The sequence below is a fragment of the Nocardioides sp. 616 genome (genome assembly GCF_002930065.1).
Classification (GTDB): Bacteria; Actinomycetota; Actinomycetes; order Propionibacteriales; family Nocardioidaceae; genus Nocardioides; species Nocardioides houyundeii.
On record NZ_POAG01000021.1, the window covers coordinates 56,508 to 75,590 of the forward strand.

The window sequence follows — 19,083 nt, forward strand, 5'->3', positions numbered from 1 at the left end:
CGGTCCTCCTGGGGATCGGTGGGTCAGACGGAGGTGCTTGGGGAGGCGAACTTGGAGAGGTCGATCTCGCAGGCATCGGGCCCGCAGTCGGGCATCGCCTCACCGAGCGTGCGGACCTTGCGGGTCACCGCGCGGACGTGGTGGATCGGGGCGAAGCTCGGGATGTAGGCGGACCAGCCCGGCCCGGCGCCGCCGGCGGTGACGATGTAGACGTCGTCGGCGCTGTTCATCGCCGGCAGCTTGCCGTCGGGGCCCGGGGTCATGTCGTGCTGGCTGTTGACCTCGATCGGCACCCCGTTGGCGACCAGCTCCTCGGGCGTCAGGCGGCTCTCGCGCGCCAAGAACTCCCGCGCCTGCTGCTGCGTCCACCCGGCTTGGGTGAGCGCGAGTGCGTGCTCCGGACCGAGGACGACCACGGCCTGCCCGCCCTTGCCGACCGAGAAGTTCCCCGCCACCTTCATGGCCGAGACCATCGTGCGCAGCACCTGCTCGGGCACCTCGGAGAGGTGGTTGGCCACCTGGCGGGGAGACTCGGTCGCCATCACGGTCACGGTGGTGTCGGAGACGTCGTACCCCTGCTGGACGCGCAGCGGCGCCCACGGAGACGCCGGCTCGGACTCGGCGAAGCAGAGCGTGTACTTGCCCGGATTGCCCAGCGAGGAGGCGTCCATGTTGCCGACCGCGGCACCGAAGACGTTGCGGGCGACGAGCCGGACGGCACGCCCGATGGTCGCGTTGGCCCGGTTGCCGGCCCCCAGCGCGTTGTGCCCGGAGTTCATCCCGATCTCCTCGGCCAGCGGACCACTGACGATGACGCAGGTGGCGGCCCCGCCGGTGCTGGTCCACGCGGCGTGCGCGTTGAACGCCGGGTCGAGCGCGGCGGCGAGGGCGGCGACCACCACGGGGAAGTACTCCGGCTTGCAGCCGGCCATCACGGCGTTCACGGCTGCCTGCTCCACGGTCACCGACCGGTTGCGCCGCGCGATACTGCCGACGATGTCGTCTCGCTCCAGGTCGACGGTGGCGATCATGGCGTCCACCGCGCGTTCCGTGGGAGGTACAACGGGAAGCCCGTCGGTCCAGCCGCGACGGAAGAACTCCTCGGCAACCTGGTCCTGGTCGAGCTCGATCAGCTCTGACATCGACTGCTCCGTCCTGGCGAGGACCGACAACCCGGTCCGCTGATGTGATGCCAGCCACACTACGAGCAGAAGCGGACTAGGTCAATCCGTTTCTTCTGGTGCTCCCCACACCGGCGACATCGGCGGGGGTGTGGGCGACACTGAGTGATGCCCTCGAAGCGCTCCCCGTGGCCGGGCTGGGTCTATCGCTCAGGCCAGGACGCCCCGTACCAGTCCAGCCTCTCCAACGAGCGCACCTTCCTGGCCTGGATCCACACCTCCCTGGCCCTGCTGGCGACCGGGGTGGGGCTCGACGTGGTCGACCTGTCGATCCCGGACGCCGCCAAGACCGCGATCTCGGTCGCGCTGGTGCTCCTGGCACTGGCCACCGCCGTGTTCAGCTGGGTGCGGTGGGCGACCACCGAGCGCGCCATGCGGTTGAACCAGACGCTCCCCTCACCTGGTTACGGGGTGTTGCTCGTCGTGGTCGTCTCGGGGATCGCGGCCGTGCTGATCGTGTCCTGGCTGTGAGCAGTCAGCCGCCCGCGGGGAGTCTGCCGCCCGGCGAGCCCGACCCGCTCGACCCGGGCGGGTCCGAGGCGCGCGACGTGCTGGGCTGGCAGCGGACGACGCTGACGATGCTGGCCGTCGCAGTGGCCTGCGCCCGGCACACCTGGTCGATCCTGGGAGCCTATGCGCTCCTCCCGATGGGCCTGCTGGTGCTCGCCTCAGCCTGGACGCTGGGCGACGGCTGGCACCGCTACGACGAGGACCGGGAGGGCATCGAGCAGGCGAGCGGGGTGCCGACCTTCCTCGTCGCGGGCACCGTCGCCTTGATCGCGGGCATCGAGGTGGTCTACCTGCTCAGGAGGTGAAGCGGCCCACCCAGTCCGCCAGCGCGTCGGCGGGCGTGCCGTGCGCGACCAGCCAGCCGGCGGTGTCGCCGTGGGCGGAGGTGGTGAGCGCGTCGACGACCTCGCGCATCGCCTCGGCCGGGGTGAGCAGCCAGCGGGCGTTGACCGGAGTCTTGGCCGGGTCGAGGTGGCGCAGGATCCGACCCGTGACGGCGTCCATGTTGGCCTCGGTCTTCACGTAGTCGGCGATCACGTCCTCAGGCGCCACGCCGGCGGAGAGCAGCAGGGAGGCCACCACGATGCCGGTGCGGTCCTTGCCGGCGGTGCAGTGCACCAGCGCGGGCGCGGGCCGGGTCACCACGTGGGCGGCCGCGGAGGCCACCCGGTCCGCGGCGGTGTCCAGGATGTGCCGGTAGAGATCGCCCAGCTCGGCGTCGCGGATGTTCTCCGGGGCGGCAGCCTCGTGCAACGGGTGCAGGATCCGCTCGGCACCGGGCAGGTCGTAGGGCACCCGGCCGGCCTCCTTGGCCATCCGCAGGTCGACCACGGTCGCGGGCGGCCAGGCCGGGACGTGCTCGGGGTCCAGGTCGCCGGCGTGCGGGGCGTCGCTGCGATAGAGCATGCCGTGGGCGGTCTCGCCGCCCCCGATGACCGGGAGGCCGCCGAGGTCGCGCAGGTTGACCAGCGAGTCCACTCAGCTCACCCGGGAGTCGGTGAAGCTCGGCTTCTCCTTGGCCAGGAACGCGCGCACACCCTCGGCGAAGTCGTCCCCGGTGTAGACCGAGCGCAGCAGCTCCTCGTCGAAGTCTGGCGCCGCCTCCTGCTCCACCGCGCGGGCGTTGAGCTGGCGCTTGGTGGCGCGCTGGGTGATGGCGGAGGCGCCGACGATCTCGTCGACCAGCTCGTCGATGGAGCCGTTGAGGTCCTCGGTGAGCTCGGTCAGGGCGCCCACGGAGAAGGCGCGCTCGGCGCCGACCAGGCGGCCGGTGAGCAACATGGTGCGCGTCAGGGACTCCCCGAAGACCGCGGCGCAACGGTGTACGACGGGCGCGGCCAGCGCGTTGCCCAGCGTCTTGGCGATCGGGTAGCCGAACCGCGACTCCGGGGTGGCGATCCGGATGTCGCAGTGGGTGGCGACCGCGAGGCCGCCGCCGACGCAGACGCCGTCGATGGCCGCGACCGTCACCTGAGGCACCTGGAAGAGCAGCGCGAGCAGCTCACGGATCCACTCCTCGTAGGCGACCGCGTCGGCCTCGAGGAAGTCGGAGATCTCGTTGCCGGCCGCGAACGCCCGCCCTCCGGCGCCGCGGAGCACGAGCACCCTGATGTCGGGGCGCTGCTGCAGGTCCACGCAGAGCTCGCGGAGCTCGGTGTACATCGCCTTGGTGAAGGCGTTGTGTCGGCGCGGGCGGTTGAAGACGACGGTCACGACACCGTCGGCACTGGTCACGAGGAGCTCGGGATCACTCACGCGGTCAGCCTAGGGAAGCCGATCCAGAGGGCCGCAGCGGGTCCAAACCCGTGAGATCGCTCCGCCTGTGGACAACTCCGGGAGCGCGCTGCTGGGACCCCTAGTCTCGATCCGCACGGCTCTTCCCGGGGAGGCAGCACATGTCCGTACGACGTCCGCTCACATCCGCGCGAGGCTCACTGCCTGTGCTGGTCTGCGTGGTGGGGCTGCTCCTGGGTGCGTGTGCGGAGGACGACCCCGAGCCCAGGATCGCCGCACCGGCGGAGTCGGCGAGTGCGTCGGCGGCGCCTAGCAATTCCGTGAGCGAGGCGGCGACTCCGGTCGACGAGACTGCGGAGGAGTTCATCCAGCGCTGGGCTGAACTCAATCGCGACATGCAGAACATCGGCGCCAGCCCCGAGTACGAGCGCATCACACGGGGCTGCGAACCGTGCCAGGGGGCGATCGAGCGGATCGCGGAGATCCACGCCGCCGGCGGCTTCGTCGAGTGGGACGGCATGGAGATCACCAGGATCAAGAAGATGTACACCCGCAGCTACGACGTCTGGGCCACCTCTGCCCCGACGCGCTACAAGAACTCTGAGTCCTCGCCGGTGGAGCGATTCAAGGGTGGCCCTCACAAGTTCATGTTGACGCTGCGTCGAACCGCTGACGGGTTCGTGGTCGATGATCTGGCTCGAAGGCCGCTGTGAAGACGATCTTCCTACTCATCCTCGTCAGCGTCGCCGCAGGTCAGGTTCCGATCGCGGATGCGGCCTCAGACGAGTGTGAAGCGAGCGTCGGCTTCAGCATGGCTGGCGTGAATTGCAAACGCGGCAGCGCCGAGACCCAGGAACACATCAACAGCACCGTGAACCAGTACCGCTACCGCGTCCGACGCCTGTGCACCGACGCCGTCACCGGCGTCGGGACCGCCGACGAGGGCACCTGCGACCGCCCTTTCTACTGCGACGACCCGCCGTCCGCCGGGCTCTACATGGTGGAGCGGCAGCTCCTCACCGGCGGACCGTGGACACGCGAAGGCGATGTCTGCCTGGGCAACGAGGCCGAGATCGACGTCCAGGGCCAGGCCGTCAGCACCGCCATGGTCACGACCGCGTTCCGCAACCTCACCTGGCCGGCCGCGAGGCTCAACATCCAGCCCGTCGACGGCGAGACCCTGGTCAACCTCGACACCATCTTCTACACCGACTCCACCACCCCGGTTACCAAGAACCTCACCCTGCTCGGCCAAAGCGTCACCATCGAGGCCACCCCCGCCAAGTTCACCTGGCACTGGACCACCGGCGACGACCCGCGCCCCAGCAGCGAGACACCTTTGGTCACCGACCACGGCGGCGCGGCGTACCCCGACCAGACCATCACCCACCGCTACCGCGACGCCGGGACCACCACCCATCCCCGCCTCGACGTCACCTACACCGGCCGCTACCGCGTCGGAGGATCGGAGTGGACCGCGATCCCCGCAACCCGCACCATCCAGGGCACCCCTCAGCCCTTGAGCGTCCTGGAGGCACGCCCCACCCTCGTGCGCTGACTGGGTGTGTCCCTATTGCGGCACGCTGATGGCGCCCGCGAACACTTGAACTGCCAGCGGAAGACGTTCCCAAGTCGCAGTTCAGCGCGCGAGGGCGTCACGCCAAGCCGTGGCGGTTTCAGGGTCGAAGTAGCGGCTGAACCCGCAGCCCCAGGCGATGGGAGACTTGAGCGGGGAATCGCCCCACCTAGCCTCACCGCTCACGAGTAGCCGTGAACCGACTCCGTAGACAAACCCCGGGTCAGACGGGTCGGTGGAACCTGTGGTCGGCGGTTGCACGTCAACCGTGACCGTGTCGCCCCGGCCGCCGGAAAACCACTTCCGAACCTCAAAGGTGACTCCAGGCAGTCCCAGGTCCGCCTTGTCACCGCGGTCGGAGACCGAATCACCTACGGCCACCACCACTCCATCGAACGCGAACGCGCGCCCCGTGACGGCTTTCGGGTCGTATGACTCAACACACGAGGCTGCCCCTCCATCGGGGAGCGGTCCGCGACGATCCGCTGTGGGATTCTGCGATCCGTCTCGGCTAGAGCCGTCGAGGACGCGAACTTCGCCTTCCTGACTGGCTGCCCCAGTGTCGCTGGCGGTCCCCTCCCCGGCACAAGCTCACGACGGCTAGGAGCCCAAGGCAGGCTCCAGTCAAGGCGACGCGTCTCATCACTAGCCATCCCATCTGCGTGGTTCCTGGTCGTCAGTAGGACGCTACGTCCGGTTGAACGGTTCCATTGGTCAAGCTGCGAGCGCGACCGGGCGTCGGCGGCTAGGTCCACGGGACAGATGGCGCAGCGTGGTGGCGATACAGGCGACCTGGAGCCAGCCGGTCGCCGAGGTGGTGGTGTTCTCGAATGACTTCGCCAGCCGGCGGGAGCGGCCGAGGCGGCCGTGGGCGACTTCTACGCGCCAGGCGTGCCGGATGGGGCGGAAGACCGGTTGCTTGTCGTCCCATCCGACTCGGCGGATTTCGAGGTCGTGGTCGCGGCCGAGGGTGTGGGCCGCAGCGGTCGTGACCCCGCGGTCCACCAGCACCAGCTCGAGCCGGCCGGTGACGCCTTGCTGGGTCAGGTGCCCCAGCATCAGCTCGCTGGCCCGATTCTCGTGGGTGGAAGCGGGCACGACAAGGGCGCCGACCGGGAGGCCTGTCACGTCGACGGCGATGACGCGCTTGGCGCCCTTGGTGCGCCCGTAGGGGCCGCCCCGGTCGTGGAAGGTGAGCCCGCCATTCGACGCGCCGCGCGCCAGGTGGGTGTCGATGACGATCATCGAGGGCACCTCATCGGCCCGCCCATTCGCTTGCCGCGCGGCCGCGTGCAGCACCGTCAGGGCCTGGGCCCACGTGCCGTTACGTGACCAGCGCCGGAACTGCGACCAGACCCGAGTCCACGGCCCGAACGACGCCGGGAGGTAGCGCCACTGGCAGCCTGTCTGGGCGATGTAGAGCATCGCGTCTACCACGGTTCGCAGGTCACCAGCGTGCTTGCGGCCGCGCTTGCCCGGCGCGTTGAACACTGGCTCCAGCAGGTTCCACTGGTCGTCGGTCAGGTCACTGGGGTACGGCATGCCTCGCACAGTGCCCACGGAAACCGCTCCTGCAATAGGGACACACCCAGTGAGACATGCGATGCCATTCGAGAAGGCTTCGGGCTGTGGCCGTTGTGCGCAACGAACAAGCCAACCGCCACGCGCAGCCATGGTGGATCGCCCACGCCGGGGCTAGTTTCAGAATCAAGGCCGTTCATCGGGCCGTGACCAGGAACTCGGGAGTCCGCCATGTCGTTTCCGCTGGTGCGTCACTTGTTCGTGCGCCTCGCCGTCCTCGCCCTGACCCTCGGCGTGGCTTGGCTGCCCCTCGCTGCCCCGGCTGCTTCTGGGGGACCCAAGGCGCCCCGGGACGACGGCACCACCGTGCGGGTGTCGGGCGGCACCGTCCGCGGCACCGCCGAGGGTGGCCTCCGCGTCTTCGAGGGCATCCCCTACGCCGCACCACCCGTGGGCGACCTGCGGTTCGAGCCGCCCCAGTCGGTGGCACCGTGGCGCGGCACGCTTGACGCGACGGCGCCACGTTCGCAGTGCGCACAGCTCGGTAGCGGCACGGGCAACGCCACGACCTTCGTCGAGGACTGCCTGTACCTCAATGTCACCACGCCCGCGGGCCGCTCGGCGCGGCGCGCCGGGCTGCCCGTGATGGTGTGGATCCACGGCGGCTCGTTCCTGACCGGCGACGGTGCCAGCTACGACGCCAGCAAGCTCGCCACCCGGGGCGACGTCGTGGTCGTGACGATCAACTACCGCCTCGGCCCGTTCGGCTTCCTCCAGGACGACAGCGTCGGGACGAGCAACGCCGCCCTGCTGGACCAGCAGGCAGCGCTGCGGTGGGTGCAGCGCAACGCCCGCGCCTTCGGCGGCAACCCGCGCAACGTGACCGTCTTCGGGGAGTCGGCCGGCAGCGCGTCCGTGTGTGCCCAGGTCGCCTCGCCCGGGGCGCGCGGCCTGTTCCGGCGGGCGATCGCCCAGAGCTACTCGTGCACGGCCGACTTCTCCACGCTGGCGGACGCCCGGGCGGCGGCGTCGTCGTACGCAGCGGAGGTCGGCTGCGCCCAGGACACCCCCGCATGCTTGCGACGGACCGACGCCGAGACCCTCCTGAGGGCATGGACGGGCGGCGCCTTCGCCGTCGGCGGCGCCGCGCTCCCGCAGCAGCCGGGCGACGCCCTGGCCGGCGGCACGGCCAACCGCGTCGACCTCATGCACGGCAACACGCTCGACGAGAACCGCCTCTTCATCCCCCTGCGGTACGGCACCACCCTGACCGCGGCCGGCTACGTCGGGGCTGTCCGGGCAACCTTCGGCGCCGCCGCCGACGCGGTGCTGGCGCGCTACCCGGTGGACGCCTACGCCTCGCCGATCATCGCGCTCTCCACGGTGTTCAGCGACTACGGCAGCCCGCTCTCGACCTGCAGCCACGTGGACGCCTACGACGCCGCCCAGGATGGCAGGCGGGTGTACGCCTACCAGTTCCAGGACCGCACCGCCGATCCGCTCGTCTCGCTGCTGGGCTCGGCGAACGGCGCGGCGCACGCGACCGAGCTCCCCTACCTCTTCCCCGGCCTGTTCGGCGACGGCCTCACCTCGGAGCAGGAGGAGCTCTCGGACGCGATGGTGACGTACTGGACGAGCTTCGCCAGGCACGGCCGCCCCTGGGGCAGGGGTCTCCCCCGCTGGCCCGAGTACGACGGCGCGGGCGACGTGCTCGCACTCGACCTCCGGGACGCCGGGGGCATCGCGCCCGAGGACGTGGCAGCGTCCGCGAACTGCGACTTCTGGCGGCAGATGGGTTGAGCAGGTCAGCTCGACGGGCGGGCGTGCGCACGTTCTGACCTTCCGGTGACGAGGGAGCAACACAGGCGAAACGCGCGACTCATACGTTCGCCCGGGACATCGTCGACGTACTCGGGAGCACGACATGACCCTCACTCTGTCCAGGCGCCGCGCCGGAGCCGCCCTCGCGACCGCCGCGTTGGCGGCCGCCATGCTCGCGGCGCCAGGTACCCACGAAGCGGCCGGTGCGCCGGCCGTTGCCACAGTGCGGCCCGGCCTTCACGGCCAGGACCCCACGACGCTCACCATCTCCGAGACCCTCAAGGCGCTCAAGCGCGGGCGGCTCACCTCGGTGGGGCTGGTGCAGGCGTTCACCGCGCGCATCAACACCTATGAGCCGTTCTACAACGCCTTCACCCAGATGAACCCCGACGCGCTGGCCGATGCGGCTGCCTCGGATGCTCGGCGCCGAAAGTTCCCCTGGCTGGTGCGTCCGCTGGAAGGCGTCCCCATCGTCATCAAGGACTCCCTGGACGTGAAGGGAATGCCGACCACCTCGGGGTGGCCCGTGACCTCCCCGGTCGCCGGAGGGATCGCCCTGGTCCCCGAGACCGACGCGCCCCTGGTCCGCCGGCTGCGGGAGGCCGGCGCGATCTTCCTCGGCAAGACCAACCTGCCGATCCTGGCCGGGAGCGGGTCCAACGCCAACAACAGCGCCTACGGCCCGACGTTCAACGTGCTCAACCGGGCCTGGGCCCCCGGTGGCTCCTCCACCGGATCGGCGACCTCGGTGGCCGGTGACTTCGCGGTCGCGGGGATCGCGGAGGAGACGGGCGGGTCGATCCAGAACCCGGCCTCGGCGCAGAGCCTCTACGCCGTCAAGCCGACCTTCGGCCTGATCCCCAACACCGGCAACTTCCCGCTCGCGGGACTCACCCGGGACGTCCTGGGACCGCTGACCAAGAGCGTGGAGGACGCCGCGATCATGCTCGACGTCCTGGCCGGCTACACCCCGGAGGACCCGAAGACCCAGGGCGCCGTGGTGCCGCGGCGCGGCTACACCTCTCAACTTTCCCGACACGCCCTGTGGGGCAAGCGCATCGGCCTGTACGGGCCGGGGTGGCGCGCCGGGAACAACAGCGAGCTCTCACCGGAGACGGCCCAGCTCTACGCCCGGGCGGTGCAGAACCTCAAGGCGCAGGGGGCGATCGTGGTCGAGGACCCGTTCGCCGACTCGGGCTTCCGGGAGCTGCGTGCGGCGGGCGGCGCGACCAACGCGGGCAACAACGCCGCGATCCAGGCCTACCTACGACGCTTGGGACCGAGCGCCGCAGTCAACTCCGTCGAGGAGCTCAACGCCTGGGCGGACGCCAACGGCTTCGAGAGCGACACCCGGGTCAACAACATGCTCGCAGGGGCGAACGAGGTACCGGACCTGACGCCGTTCCTCACCAACCGGGACAACTACCTGCGGATCTTCGAGTCGGTGATGAAGAAGCACCGGCTGGATGCGCTGATGTACCCCCAGCAGGTCCGTGAGCTCGGTCCGGTCTTCGGCGGCAGCGTGTCGGCCAGCACGGTCTCGGAGATCAACATCGCCCAGCTGCCGGGAGTGGTCGTGCCCGACGGCGCCTATGCCAGCGGCAAGCCGTTCAACCTGCTGTTCATGGACCGCAAGTGGACCGAGGCGGAGCTGCTCGGGTACGCCTACGACTACGCCGCCGCGTACGGCGGACGCGTGGTCAACCGAGACCTGGAGACCACCCCGGCGGACACCACAGCACCCACGGTGACGGTCAAGGACGGCTCGGTGCCGACAGACGGGTCGTACTCGACGGTGTCGTTCCAGCTCTACGACGCCGGCAACGTCGCCCGGGTCGTGCTGAACGACGTCGAGACCGACCTGCCGGACAGCACCTCGCCGACGCTCGACGACGTCAGGCCCGGCGTCCTCGGGGCGAAGCAGGGACCGAACACGCTGAAGGTCTACGACGTGTTCGGCAACGAGGCGACGCTGGAGTTCGCGCTCAACTAGGCAGAGCACCGACCGCCGGGATCGGCGACCGCGTCAGCTCAGGACGTGGTCGCCGATCTCGTCGAAGGCCAGGATGTTGCGGCCCTCGAGCGGCGGCTCCATCCGGAGCGCCACCAGGGACTTCTGGCTGCTCCACTTGACGATGTCGAAGACGATCTCGATGACCTCCTCCGGCGTGAAGCACTCCAGCAGCTCGGCGCGCAGCTCGGGCGAGACCCCGACCGGGGTGAAGATCATGGCGTCGGTCAGCCGCAGCGCGACCTTGACCCGGTGCGGCAGGTCGCTGGTCTCGTAGCGGTCGATGGCGGCACTGGCCTCCTCGTCGAAGCCGGCCTCGAGCGAGTCACCCAGCCGGAGCGACTGGCACAGGCGGCAGTCGTGCACCCGGGCGCACCGCAGGCGGACCGCCTCGGTCACCATGCTGTCGACGAGTCCCTGACGGACCGCGACGCGGGCATAGCTGCGGATGGCACGGTCCAGATCGGTGCCGCGCCGTCCGGAGCCGGCGCGCAGGCTGGCCAGACGTGGCAGTACGGCGGTCTCCATGTCAGTCTCCCTGCGGTCGGATCGAGAGGGCGGCGTCGTCGAACACCGAGGACAGGACGAGATCGGCGCGCGAGGACATGTCCGCCACGTAGAGCGCCATCACGAAGTCGTAGATCTGGTCGTCGGACCAGGTCGGCATCAGGGCGTCTATGTCTTCCTGCCGCACGGCGCTCACCGCCAGCACGAACTGCTCGGTGAGGTGCAAGCAGGCACGCTCGTGGTCGGAGAACAGGTCGGACTCCCACCAGGCCGAGAGCGCCGCGGCCTTCTCGGCCGACACCCCAGAGCCCTCACCCGAGGCTCCATGCATCTGACGCATACGGAGCTGGCACAGCGCCATCTCCGGGCCGGAACAGGTGGTTCGCGCGACCTCGTTGAGGCTGAGCAGCTCCTCCACCAGCTCGGGCGCACGAGCGTGCACGGGACCGCCAAGCGACATGATGCTCATTCGAGCCACCCTGCCACCAACCGATTGGTCGGTCAACGGCTGAGTCAGCCCTTGAACCCCTGCGGGTTCTGCGACTGCCAGCGCCACAGGTCGGCGCACATCTCCTCGATCCCCCGGGTGGCGACCCAGCCGAGCTCCTCCCGGGCCCGGGTGGCGTCGGCGTACGTCGTGGGGAGGTCGCCGTCGCGGCGCGGGCCGACGACGTACGGCACGGGGACCCCGGCGGCCTTCTCGAAGGCCCGGATCACCTGGAGCACCGACGTACCGGTGCCGGTGCCGAGGTTCCAGGCGCGGGCGCCCACGGGGTGCTCGGCGAGGTACTCCAGCGCGGCGACGTGGCCCTCGACCAGGTCGAGCACGTGGATGTAGTCGCGCTCGCAGGTGCCGTCGGCGGTGTCGTAGTCGTCCCCGAAGACCGTCAGGCTCTCCAGGCGCCCCACGGCGACCTGGGCGATGAAGGGGGTGAGGTTGTTGGGGATCCCGTTGGGGTCCTCGCCGATCTCGCCGGAGGGGTGGGCGCCGACGGGGTTGAAGTAGCGCAGCAGCGCGATCCGCCAGGACGGGTCTGCGGCGGCGAGGTCGACCAGGATCTGCTCGGTCATCGCCTTGGTGCGGCCGTAGGGGTTGGTGGAGTCCAGCGGCTCGAACTCCTCGGTGTAGGGCACCGGCGCGCGGTCGCCGTACACGGTGGCAGAGGAGGAGAAGACGAGCTGGCGGGTGCCGGCGGCCTGCATGGCGCGCACCAGGGCCAGGGTGCCCTCCAGGTTGTTGCCGTAGTAGTCCAGCGGCTCCCGCACACTCTCCCCCACCGCCTTGAGCCCGGCGAAGTGGATGACGGAGTCGAAGCCGGCGCCGTCCAGCAGCGCGGTGATGCCCGGCTCGTCGCGCAGGTCGAGCTCGTGCAGCGGGATCTGCACCCCGGAGAGCTTCTCCACCCGGCGGATCGACTCGGCCGAGGAGTTCACGAAGTTGTCGACGACCTCGACCTGGTGGCCGGCCTCCGCGAGCGCCAGGACGGTGTGCGAGCCGATGTAGCCGGCGCCGCCGGTGACGAGGATCTTCATGACCGTCACCCTAGCGATCGAGCGTGGGAGACAATCTGCCCATGTCTCATCGCCCCCGCGCCCTGATCACCGGGATCACCGGACAGGACGGCCTGTACCTGGCCGAGTTCCTCCTGGAGAAGGGGTATGAGGTGCACGGCGTGATCCGCGGGCAGAACAACCCGCGACGCGAGCTCGTGGAGCAGCTGGTGCCCCAAGTGCGGCTGCACAACGGGGACCTGACGGACATGTCCAGCCTGATGCGCGCGCTGCGCAACTCAGAGCCCGACGAGGTCTACAACCTGGGCGCGATCTCGTTCGTGGCCTACTCCTGGGAGAACGCCGCGCTCACCACGGACGTCACCGCCAAGGGCGTGCTGACCATGCTGGAGGCGGTGCGGCTGCACTCCGGCGACGACCCCGGGGCGGTGCGGTTCTACCAGGCCTCGAGCTCGGAGATGTTCGGCAAGGTGCAGGAGACCCCGCAGCGGGAGTCGACGCTGCTGTGGCCGCGCTCCCCGTACGGCGTGAGCAAGGTGTTCGGCCACTACATGACGATCAACTACCGGGAGTCCTACGGGATGCACGCCTCCTCGGGGATCCTGTTCAACCACGAGTCGCCGCGCCGCGGCGAGGAGTTCGTGACCCGCAAGGTCTCCCGGGCGGTCGCCCGGATCCACCTGGGCCTGCAGGAGGAGCTGGCGCTGGGCAACCTGGACGCCCGCCGCGACTGGGGCTTCGCCGGCGACTACGTCGAGGCGATGTGGCTGATGCTGCAGCAGGACGAGCCGGACGACTACGTGATCGCCTCAGGCACCTCCCACTCGATCCGTGACCTGGTCGACATCGCGTTCCGCCACGTCGGCATCGACGACTGGGAGCACCTGGTCCGGGAGGACCCTCAGTTCCGCCGCCCGGCAGAGGTTGACACCCTGGTCGGTGACGCCGCCAAGGCCAGACGGGTGCTGGGCTGGGAGCCCCGGGTGGGCTTCGAGGAGCTGGTCACGATGATGGTCGACGCCGACGTCGAGGCGCTCAAGGCCGGCTGGAAGTGACCCCGCCCGTCGCCCTCGTCACCGGCATCGGCGGCCAAGACGGCAGCTACCTGGCGGAGCGGTTGCTGGCCGATGGCTACGAGGTGCACGGCCTGGCGCGTACGCCGGACCGCCCGGCGTGGTGCCCTCCCCAGGTGCGGCTGCACAGCGGTGACGTCACCGAGCACGACGCGGTACGTCGGCTACTGCTCGAGGTGGCGCCGGACGAGGTCTACAACCTGGCGGCGGTGAGCTCGGTGGCCCGCTCGTGGCAGGAGCCCGAGCTGGTGCACGCGGTCAACGGCGACGCCGCGGTGGCCCTGATGGACGCGGCCCTGGTCCTGCAGGAGTCGACCGGGAGCCCGGTGCGCTTCGTGCAGGCCTCCAGCGCGGAGATCTTCGGCTCCCCCACCACCGCGCCGCAGGACGAGTCGACCCCGGTCTCGCCCACCAACCCGTACGGCGAGGCGAAGGCCCTGGCCCACCTCGCGGTCTCCCAGGCTCGGGAGCGCGGCCTGCACGCGGTCAGCGCCATCCTCTACAACCACGAGTCGCCGCGTCGCCCCACCACCTTCGTGACCCGCAAGGTCACCTCCACGGTCGCCGCCATCGCCCGCGGGGAAGCCGATGAGCTGGTGCTGGGCAACGTCGAGGCCCGCCGCGACTGGGGCTGGGCCCCGGACTACGTCGACGCCATGGTGCGGGCGCTGCGGCATCCCGTCGCCCAGGACTACGTGGTGGCCACGGGTGAGAGCCACACCGTGCACGACCTGGTGCGCGAGGCGTTCACCGCGGCGGGGATCGAGGAATGGGAGGGCTACGTGCGGATCGACCCGGACTTGACGCGCCCGATGGACGCCGCCGACCTGCGTGGCGATCACGGTCGCGCGCGGAGGGAGCTGGGCTGGGCACCCACGAAGACATTCCGGGACGTCGTCGCCCTCATGGTCGACACGGACCTCCTCGGCTGATGGAATTCGGCCGAGAAACCGTAACTCCGGGTCACAGATGATAGTTGTGGAGACGCACGGGTAGAGCAGTCAGGGGAATCTCGTTCGCGACGAGAGAGCTTGTCGACACACGGGGGAGTGTGCATAGAAGTGGCTGAGCCGCACCAGAGGACCGTTCCAGTGGCTTCGCGGCAGCAACCCCTGGTGTCCGCGACTACCACTACGACCACGACCCGCCGATGGCGCCTGCGGGACCAGAACCAGAGTCGGATCGTCCGCGCCATCCCGGCTGCGGTGCTCATCACCGACCTGCTGCTGATCGTCGGCGCACTCGCCCTGGCCGCCCAGGTGCGTGACCGCATCAACCTCTTCGGCGACGCCGACATCACCTCCGAGGTGGTCGGTTGGCTGATGCCCGCGATGACGGTCGTCTGGATCAGCGGCACCGCGCTGCTGGGAGGTTACGAGCCCGAGATCTTCGACACCGGGATGGATGAGTTCAAGATCGTCTTCCGTGGCGGCGTCCTCTGGGCGGCGACCGTCGGCATCGGCTGCTACCTGTTCCAGTATGACCTTTCGCGGGGCTTCTTCGTGCTCGCGTTCGTCTTGGGCACCGCGGCGCTCATCCTCGGACGCCTGACGTTCCGGAGGGGCACGTACGCGGCACGTCGCCGCGGCCACCTGATGCACAAGGTGCTGATCGCGGGTTCCCGCTCTCACGCCGACGAGCTCGCGCTCAACCTGCAGCGCGAGCGACGTCTCGGCTACCAGGTCACCGGGGTCGTCACTCCCGCGTATGACGTGGCCGAGAAGACCCGGAGCGGCATCAGCGTGCTCGGCGACACCAATGAGCTCGCGCGGATCGCCATCGAGTCAGGCGCGGACGTCGTCTTCATCGCGGGCGGCGCGTTCAGCACAGGGGTTCAGCTCAAGGAGCTCGTCTGGGCGCTGGAGCACCATCAGATCCAGCTCGTCGTCGCTCCGAGCCTCACCGATGTCTCAGGCGAGCGGGTGCGTTTCCGCCCGGTTGACGGCCTGCCCCTGATCCACGTCGATGGGACGCGGGCCCACTACGCCACGCGCTGGTCCAAGAGGACCTTCGACGTCGTCAGCTCCCTGATCCTGATCGTCTTGTTGTCGCCATTGCTCGCGTTCGCGGCAGCCCGGATCAAGTTCCATGACGGCGGTCCCGTGCTGTTCTCGCAGACCCGGATCGGCAAGGACGGCGTCCCGTTCCAGTGCCTGAAGTTCCGGACGATGGTGCCGGACGCCGAGTCCCTGGTCGAGAACCTGCAGGCGCAGCAGGGGACGAACGCGCTCATGTTCAAGATGAAGGATGATCCGCGGATCACCGCACCGGGCATGTGGCTGCGCCGATACTCGGTCGATGAGGTGCCGCAGCTCTTCAACGTGCTGCGCGGCAACATGAGTCTTGTGGGTCCGCGTCCCCAGGTCCAGCGCGAGGTCGACCTTTACGAGGGCGGGATGGTGCGCCGTCTGCGCGTGCGCCCAGGAATGACGGGCTTGTGGCAGGTCTCGGGCCGCAGCGACCTCACGGCCACCGAGGCGATGAGGCTGGACCTCTACTACGTCGACAACTGGTCGATGTTCCAGGACGTGTCCATCCTGGCTCGCACCGTCGGAGCCGTGATGAATTCGAGCGGCGCCTACTGAGGCTGGTCGCCCAGGTGGGTCAGCGGTCGGCGAGCAACCCTGTCAGGTAGGTGCCGTATCCGCTCTTGCGTAGCGGCTCCGCACGCTTGAGCAGTTCCTCGTCGCTGAGCCACCCCTGACGCCAGGCCACCTCTTCGGGTGCACCGATCTTGGTCCCCTGCCGACTCTCGATGGTGCGCACGAAGTTCGAGGCATCGTTGAGCGAGTCGAAGGTGCCTGTGTCGAGCCAGGCAGTCCCTCGGGGCAGCACCTTGACCTGGAGTCGTCCCTCCTCCAGATAGCGACGGTTCAAGTCAGTGATCTCGAGCTCGCCGCGCGGGGAAGGCTTGAGCTCCTCGGCGTAACCGACCACGTCGTTGTCGTAGAAGTAGAGACCCGGCACCGCGTAGTTGCTCTTCGGCTCCTCCGGCTTCTCCTCCAAGGAGATGGCGCGACCCTGTGCGTCGAACTCCACCACGCCGTACGCCGTGGGGTCCGCGACGTGGTAGCCGAAGACCGCCGCCCCGTCGATGTTGGCGAACTCGGAGAGGTGGCTGCCCACCCCGGTGCCGTAGAAGATGTTGTCGCCGAGCACCAGACCTGCGGTGTCCGAGCCGATGTGCTCCGCCCCGATCAGGAACGCCTGGGCCAGACCGTCCGGGCTGGGTTGCCGGGCGAAGGTGAGGTTGATGCCGAACTGGGAGCCGTCGCCGAGCAGCCGCTCGAACGCCTCGGCCTCGTGCGGGGTGGTGATTACCAGCACGTCGCGGATCCCGGCCAGCATGAGGGTGGACAGCGGGTAGTAGATCATCGGCTTGTCGTAGACAGGCACGAGCTGCTTGCTGATCCCCTGGGTGATGGGGTGCAGTCGCGATCCGGTCCCACCGGCAAGAATGATTCCACGCATGGCGCAACCCTAGACCGTTGGGCGAGTCACCGTCTGGCACCATGTCGGCATGTCAAAACCCCGCTCCTCTGGACGCCGCAGCTCTGGACGCCGCCGCGTCGCCTGGGGTATCGGTGTCCTCCTCTTGATCGTAGCCGCGCTCGCACTGCTGGCCCTGCCCTTTCGAGGTGTGCAGGCGGACGCCGATGCAGCCCGCGCCGAGTTGACGGCGGCTGTCGAAGCGATGAAGACCGGGGACATGGACGTCGCCGCCGAGCACGTGGCCTCCGCCCGGAGCGACGTCGACGAGGTGCGCGACGTGACCAACGGGGTGAGCGGTCGGGTGTGGAGCCTGGTTCCGGTGGCTGGTGCAACGGTGCGCGATGTCCGCCATGTGGCCGACGCGATGCACGAAGTGACCGGAGCGCTCGAGATCGTCACAGCCATGAACGACGACCTCTCCGGGGGGAACCTCTTCACCGGCGGTGATGTCGACCTGACCGCGTTGGATCAGGTGCTGAGCGGCGTGCACGATATCGACGCTCACTTGAGCGGCGCCTTGGATGAGCTCGAGCAGGTCGACGACGAGGACCGGTTCCTCGGGTCGAGAACTGCCGACGCTCGGGACGAGGCGTTGGCCGAGGTCGAGCCAGCACAGAAGGCCGTGGAGGAGTTCGGACCCTTGGTCGACCTCCTGCCCCAGGTGCTGGGCGCCGACGGAGAACGCAAGTACGTGGTCGCGATGCTCAATCCCGCCGAGATGCGGTACTCGGGCGGTGCTGCACTCAGCTTCGCCCCGCTGAGTTTTGACGATGGTCGGATGACGCGCGGGAGGGTGGCCGACACCGAAACTCAGCCGCGCGCCTTCCGCACCATGAGGTGGCCCAGGGTCGAGGGCAACCCCTTCCACCGCTACTCAAAGCTGCGCCTGCTCACCGCCAACCTGGCACCTTCCTGGCCGGTGTCCGGGGAGGAGATGCTCCGAGGCTGGGCACAAGCGAAGAAGTACGACCCTGACGGGCTCATCGTGGTCGACGTCGTTGCCCTGGCCCGCCTGCTGGAGACGACCGGTCCGCTGACGATCCCTGAGGTGGGCGAGGTGGGTGCCGAGGAGTTGGTCGAGCTCACGATCGGCAGCTACGACGAGTTCGACCTCACCGAGCAGGCGAGACGCAAGGCGGTCAACCGGGCACTGATCCCGGCGTTCATGGACCGCCTCCTCGGCGGAGCCCCGGCCGTGCCCACCATCCGCGCGTTGGCAAGCGCAGCGGACAGCCGGCACTTCAGCCTGTACTTCCGAGACGGGCAGGAACAGGACGCGGTCACCAAGATCGGTTTCGACGGCGACCTTTCGGACACGCCACACGACTACCTCGGCGTGTTCACCCAGAACCAAGTGCCCGCCAAGTCCGACCTCTGGCAGCGCAAGGTGATCAGCTCCGACGTCCGCCTCAACAAGGACGGCAGCGCCAAGGTGCGCCTGTCGGCTGAGGTCCGCAACGAGGCGCCGGCGTTGCCGGCGGGGGTACCGGTGACCGACTTCACGAACCCTGACCTCGACACCAGCATCGCGGCCTTCCTGCCAGAGGGGGCCGCCATGCGCGCAGCGTCGCTCCGCGGAGTCGCCTTCGACCCGGAACTTTTCGACTACTACGGCCGCCCCTACCTGACGCAGGGGGCGCTGATCCGCGCCGGCGAATCCGCGTTGCTAGAGCTGGAGTACGACGTACCGAAGGCTGCGATCTTGAAGGACGACGTCCTGGAGTACGGCCTTGCGATCGACCCGCACCCCACCGTGATGTCCGAGTCGCTGCGCGTTCGGGTCCAGTGGCCCAAGGGCTTCCGACCCGCAGAACTCCCTGAGGGCTGGACAAAGACGGGGCCACGTGGAGCCACCTATGCCACTGATGCCTTGGACGGTTCGCATGAGTGGACTCTCCAGGGGCTCTCACGGAACTCGCCGCGCTGACACGCGCGCATTCCTCGACCGACGCGTAGCTTGCGATCCGCCACCTTCATACTTGGCGCATGGATCGTCTTCTTGTGACCGGTGGCGCCGGGTTCATCGGCTCCAACTTCGTGCACTACCTGATGGAGCACACCGACGCTCGGGTGACGGTGCTGGACAAGCTCACCTACGCCTCCACCAAGGAGTCCCTCGGCGGGCTCCCGAAGGACCGCGTCGCG

19 protein-coding genes are annotated in these 19,083 nt (G+C 69.2%); 11 read left to right on the plus strand and 8 right to left on the minus strand.

The window, feature by feature from the left end; translation table 11 throughout:
* Window positions 1–23 precede the first annotated feature (23 nt).
* A complete protein-coding gene (locus C5H89_RS14815; protein WP_104107764.1) occupies window positions 24–1,142 on the minus strand; it encodes a hypothetical protein in 1,119 nt (372 codons plus the stop codon).
* 147 nt (window positions 1,143–1,289) lie between these two features.
* On the opposite strand from C5H89_RS14815, the gene C5H89_RS14820 reads away from it, so the two are divergent.
* Both C5H89_RS14820 and C5H89_RS14825 read left to right on the plus strand, forming a co-directional pair.
* Complete coding sequence (locus C5H89_RS14820) at window positions 1,290–1,652, plus strand: DUF202 domain-containing protein (protein WP_104107765.1); 363 nt, start codon at window positions 1,290–1,292, stop codon at window positions 1,650–1,652.
* On the plus strand, window positions 1,649–1,996 hold the full coding sequence (locus C5H89_RS14825; protein WP_104107766.1) for a DUF202 domain-containing protein: 348 nt from the start codon (window positions 1,649–1,651) through the stop codon (window positions 1,994–1,996). Before C5H89_RS14820 ends, C5H89_RS14825 begins: the two co-directional genes overlap by 4 nt.
* Here the strand turns inward: C5H89_RS14825 and C5H89_RS14830 are convergent.
* On the minus strand, window positions 1,986–2,669 hold the full coding sequence (locus C5H89_RS14830) for a tyrosine-protein phosphatase (RefSeq protein ID WP_104107767.1): 684 nt from the start codon (window positions 2,667–2,669) through the stop codon (window positions 1,986–1,988). The two genes, C5H89_RS14825 and C5H89_RS14830, sit on opposite strands and share 11 nt — an antisense overlap.
* Entirely contained in the window at window positions 2,670–3,446 is a 777-nt protein-coding gene (locus C5H89_RS14835) for an enoyl-CoA hydratase-related protein (RefSeq protein WP_104107768.1), read from the minus strand.
* Window positions 3,447–3,745: 299 nt separating this feature from the next.
* Between C5H89_RS14835 and C5H89_RS14840 the strand changes: the two genes are divergently transcribed.
* Entirely contained in the window at window positions 3,746–4,138 is a 393-nt protein-coding gene (locus tag C5H89_RS14840; RefSeq protein ID WP_162799400.1) for a hypothetical protein, read from the plus strand.
* Between the two features lie 107 nt (window positions 4,139–4,245).
* Complete coding sequence (locus C5H89_RS14845; protein ID WP_162799401.1) at window positions 4,246–4,983, plus strand: hypothetical protein; 738 nt, start codon at window positions 4,246–4,248, stop codon at window positions 4,981–4,983.
* 732 nt (window positions 4,984–5,715) lie between these two features.
* On the opposite strand, the gene C5H89_RS14850 is transcribed toward C5H89_RS14845, so the two are convergent.
* Window positions 5,716–6,543 carry an IS5 family transposase gene (locus C5H89_RS14850; protein ID WP_162799402.1) on the minus strand — a complete coding sequence of 276 codons (828 nt, stop codon included), beginning with the start codon at window positions 6,541–6,543 and terminating at the stop codon, window positions 5,716–5,718.
* A 210-nt stretch (window positions 6,544–6,753) separates the two neighbouring features.
* Between C5H89_RS14850 and C5H89_RS14855 the strand changes: the two genes are divergently transcribed.
* Together C5H89_RS14855 and C5H89_RS14860 are read left to right on the plus strand one after the other, a co-directional pair.
* Window positions 6,754–8,322, plus strand: a complete 1,569-nt coding sequence (locus C5H89_RS14855; RefSeq protein ID WP_104107772.1) for a carboxylesterase family protein — start codon at window positions 6,754–6,756, stop codon at window positions 8,320–8,322.
* Between the two features lie 124 nt (window positions 8,323–8,446).
* On the plus strand, window positions 8,447–10,336 hold the full coding sequence (locus C5H89_RS14860; protein ID WP_205305055.1) for an amidase: 1,890 nt from the start codon (window positions 8,447–8,449) through the stop codon (window positions 10,334–10,336).
* Window positions 10,337–10,369: 33 nt separating this feature from the next.
* On the opposite strand, the gene C5H89_RS14865 is transcribed toward C5H89_RS14860, so the two are convergent.
* Genes C5H89_RS14865 through galE form a run of 3 tightly spaced genes read right to left on the minus strand, consistent with a single transcriptional unit; the run spans window position 10,370 to window position 12,394 of the window.
* The gene (locus C5H89_RS14865; protein WP_104107773.1) at window positions 10,370–10,882 is read right to left on the minus strand and encodes a carboxymuconolactone decarboxylase family protein; all 513 of its coding nucleotides are present in this window, start codon (window positions 10,880–10,882) and stop codon (window positions 10,370–10,372) included.
* 1 nt (window position 10,883) lies between these two features.
* Complete coding sequence (locus C5H89_RS14870) at window positions 10,884–11,330, minus strand: hypothetical protein (protein ID WP_104107774.1); 447 nt, start codon at window positions 11,328–11,330, stop codon at window positions 10,884–10,886.
* 44 nt (window positions 11,331–11,374) lie between these two features.
* Window positions 11,375–12,394 carry a UDP-glucose 4-epimerase GalE gene (galE, locus tag C5H89_RS14875; RefSeq protein ID WP_104107775.1) on the minus strand — a complete coding sequence of 340 codons (1,020 nt, stop codon included), beginning with the start codon at window positions 12,392–12,394 and terminating at the stop codon, window positions 11,375–11,377.
* Between the two features lie 41 nt (window positions 12,395–12,435).
* Here galE and gmd point away from each other — a divergent pair, with 41 nt between their 5' ends.
* The 3 genes from gmd to C5H89_RS14890 all read left to right on the plus strand — a co-directional run bounded on the left by gmd (window position 12,436) and on the right by C5H89_RS14890 (window position 16,031).
* Window positions 12,436–13,428 carry a GDP-mannose 4,6-dehydratase gene (gene gmd / locus C5H89_RS14880; RefSeq protein ID WP_104107776.1) on the plus strand — a complete coding sequence of 331 codons (993 nt, stop codon included), beginning with the start codon at window positions 12,436–12,438 and terminating at the stop codon, window positions 13,426–13,428.
* Window positions 13,425–14,378, plus strand: a complete 954-nt coding sequence (locus C5H89_RS14885; RefSeq protein WP_104107777.1) for a GDP-mannose 4,6-dehydratase — start codon at window positions 13,425–13,427, stop codon at window positions 14,376–14,378. The genes gmd and C5H89_RS14885 overlap by 4 nt, the downstream gene beginning before the upstream one ends.
* Window positions 14,379–14,561: 183 nt before the next feature.
* Window positions 14,562–16,031 (plus strand): sugar transferase, encoded by a 1,470-nt coding sequence (locus tag C5H89_RS14890; protein WP_162799403.1) that lies wholly within the window; start codon window positions 14,562–14,564, stop codon window positions 16,029–16,031.
* Between the two features lie 19 nt (window positions 16,032–16,050).
* On the opposite strand, the gene rfbA is transcribed toward C5H89_RS14890, so the two are convergent.
* Window positions 16,051–16,917, minus strand: a complete 867-nt coding sequence (gene rfbA / locus C5H89_RS14895; RefSeq protein ID WP_104107779.1) for a glucose-1-phosphate thymidylyltransferase RfbA — start codon at window positions 16,915–16,917, stop codon at window positions 16,051–16,053.
* A gap of 49 nt (window positions 16,918–16,966) precedes the next feature.
* Here rfbA and C5H89_RS14900 point away from each other — a divergent pair, with 49 nt between their 5' ends.
* Window positions 16,967–18,865, plus strand: a complete 1,899-nt coding sequence (locus C5H89_RS14900; RefSeq protein ID WP_104107780.1) for a DUF4012 domain-containing protein — start codon at window positions 16,967–16,969, stop codon at window positions 18,863–18,865.
* 59 nt (window positions 18,866–18,924) lie between these two features.
* Window positions 18,925–19,083: NAD-dependent epimerase/dehydratase family protein (locus C5H89_RS14905; RefSeq protein WP_114149410.1), on the plus strand; the 159-nt coding region annotated here is incomplete at its 3' end.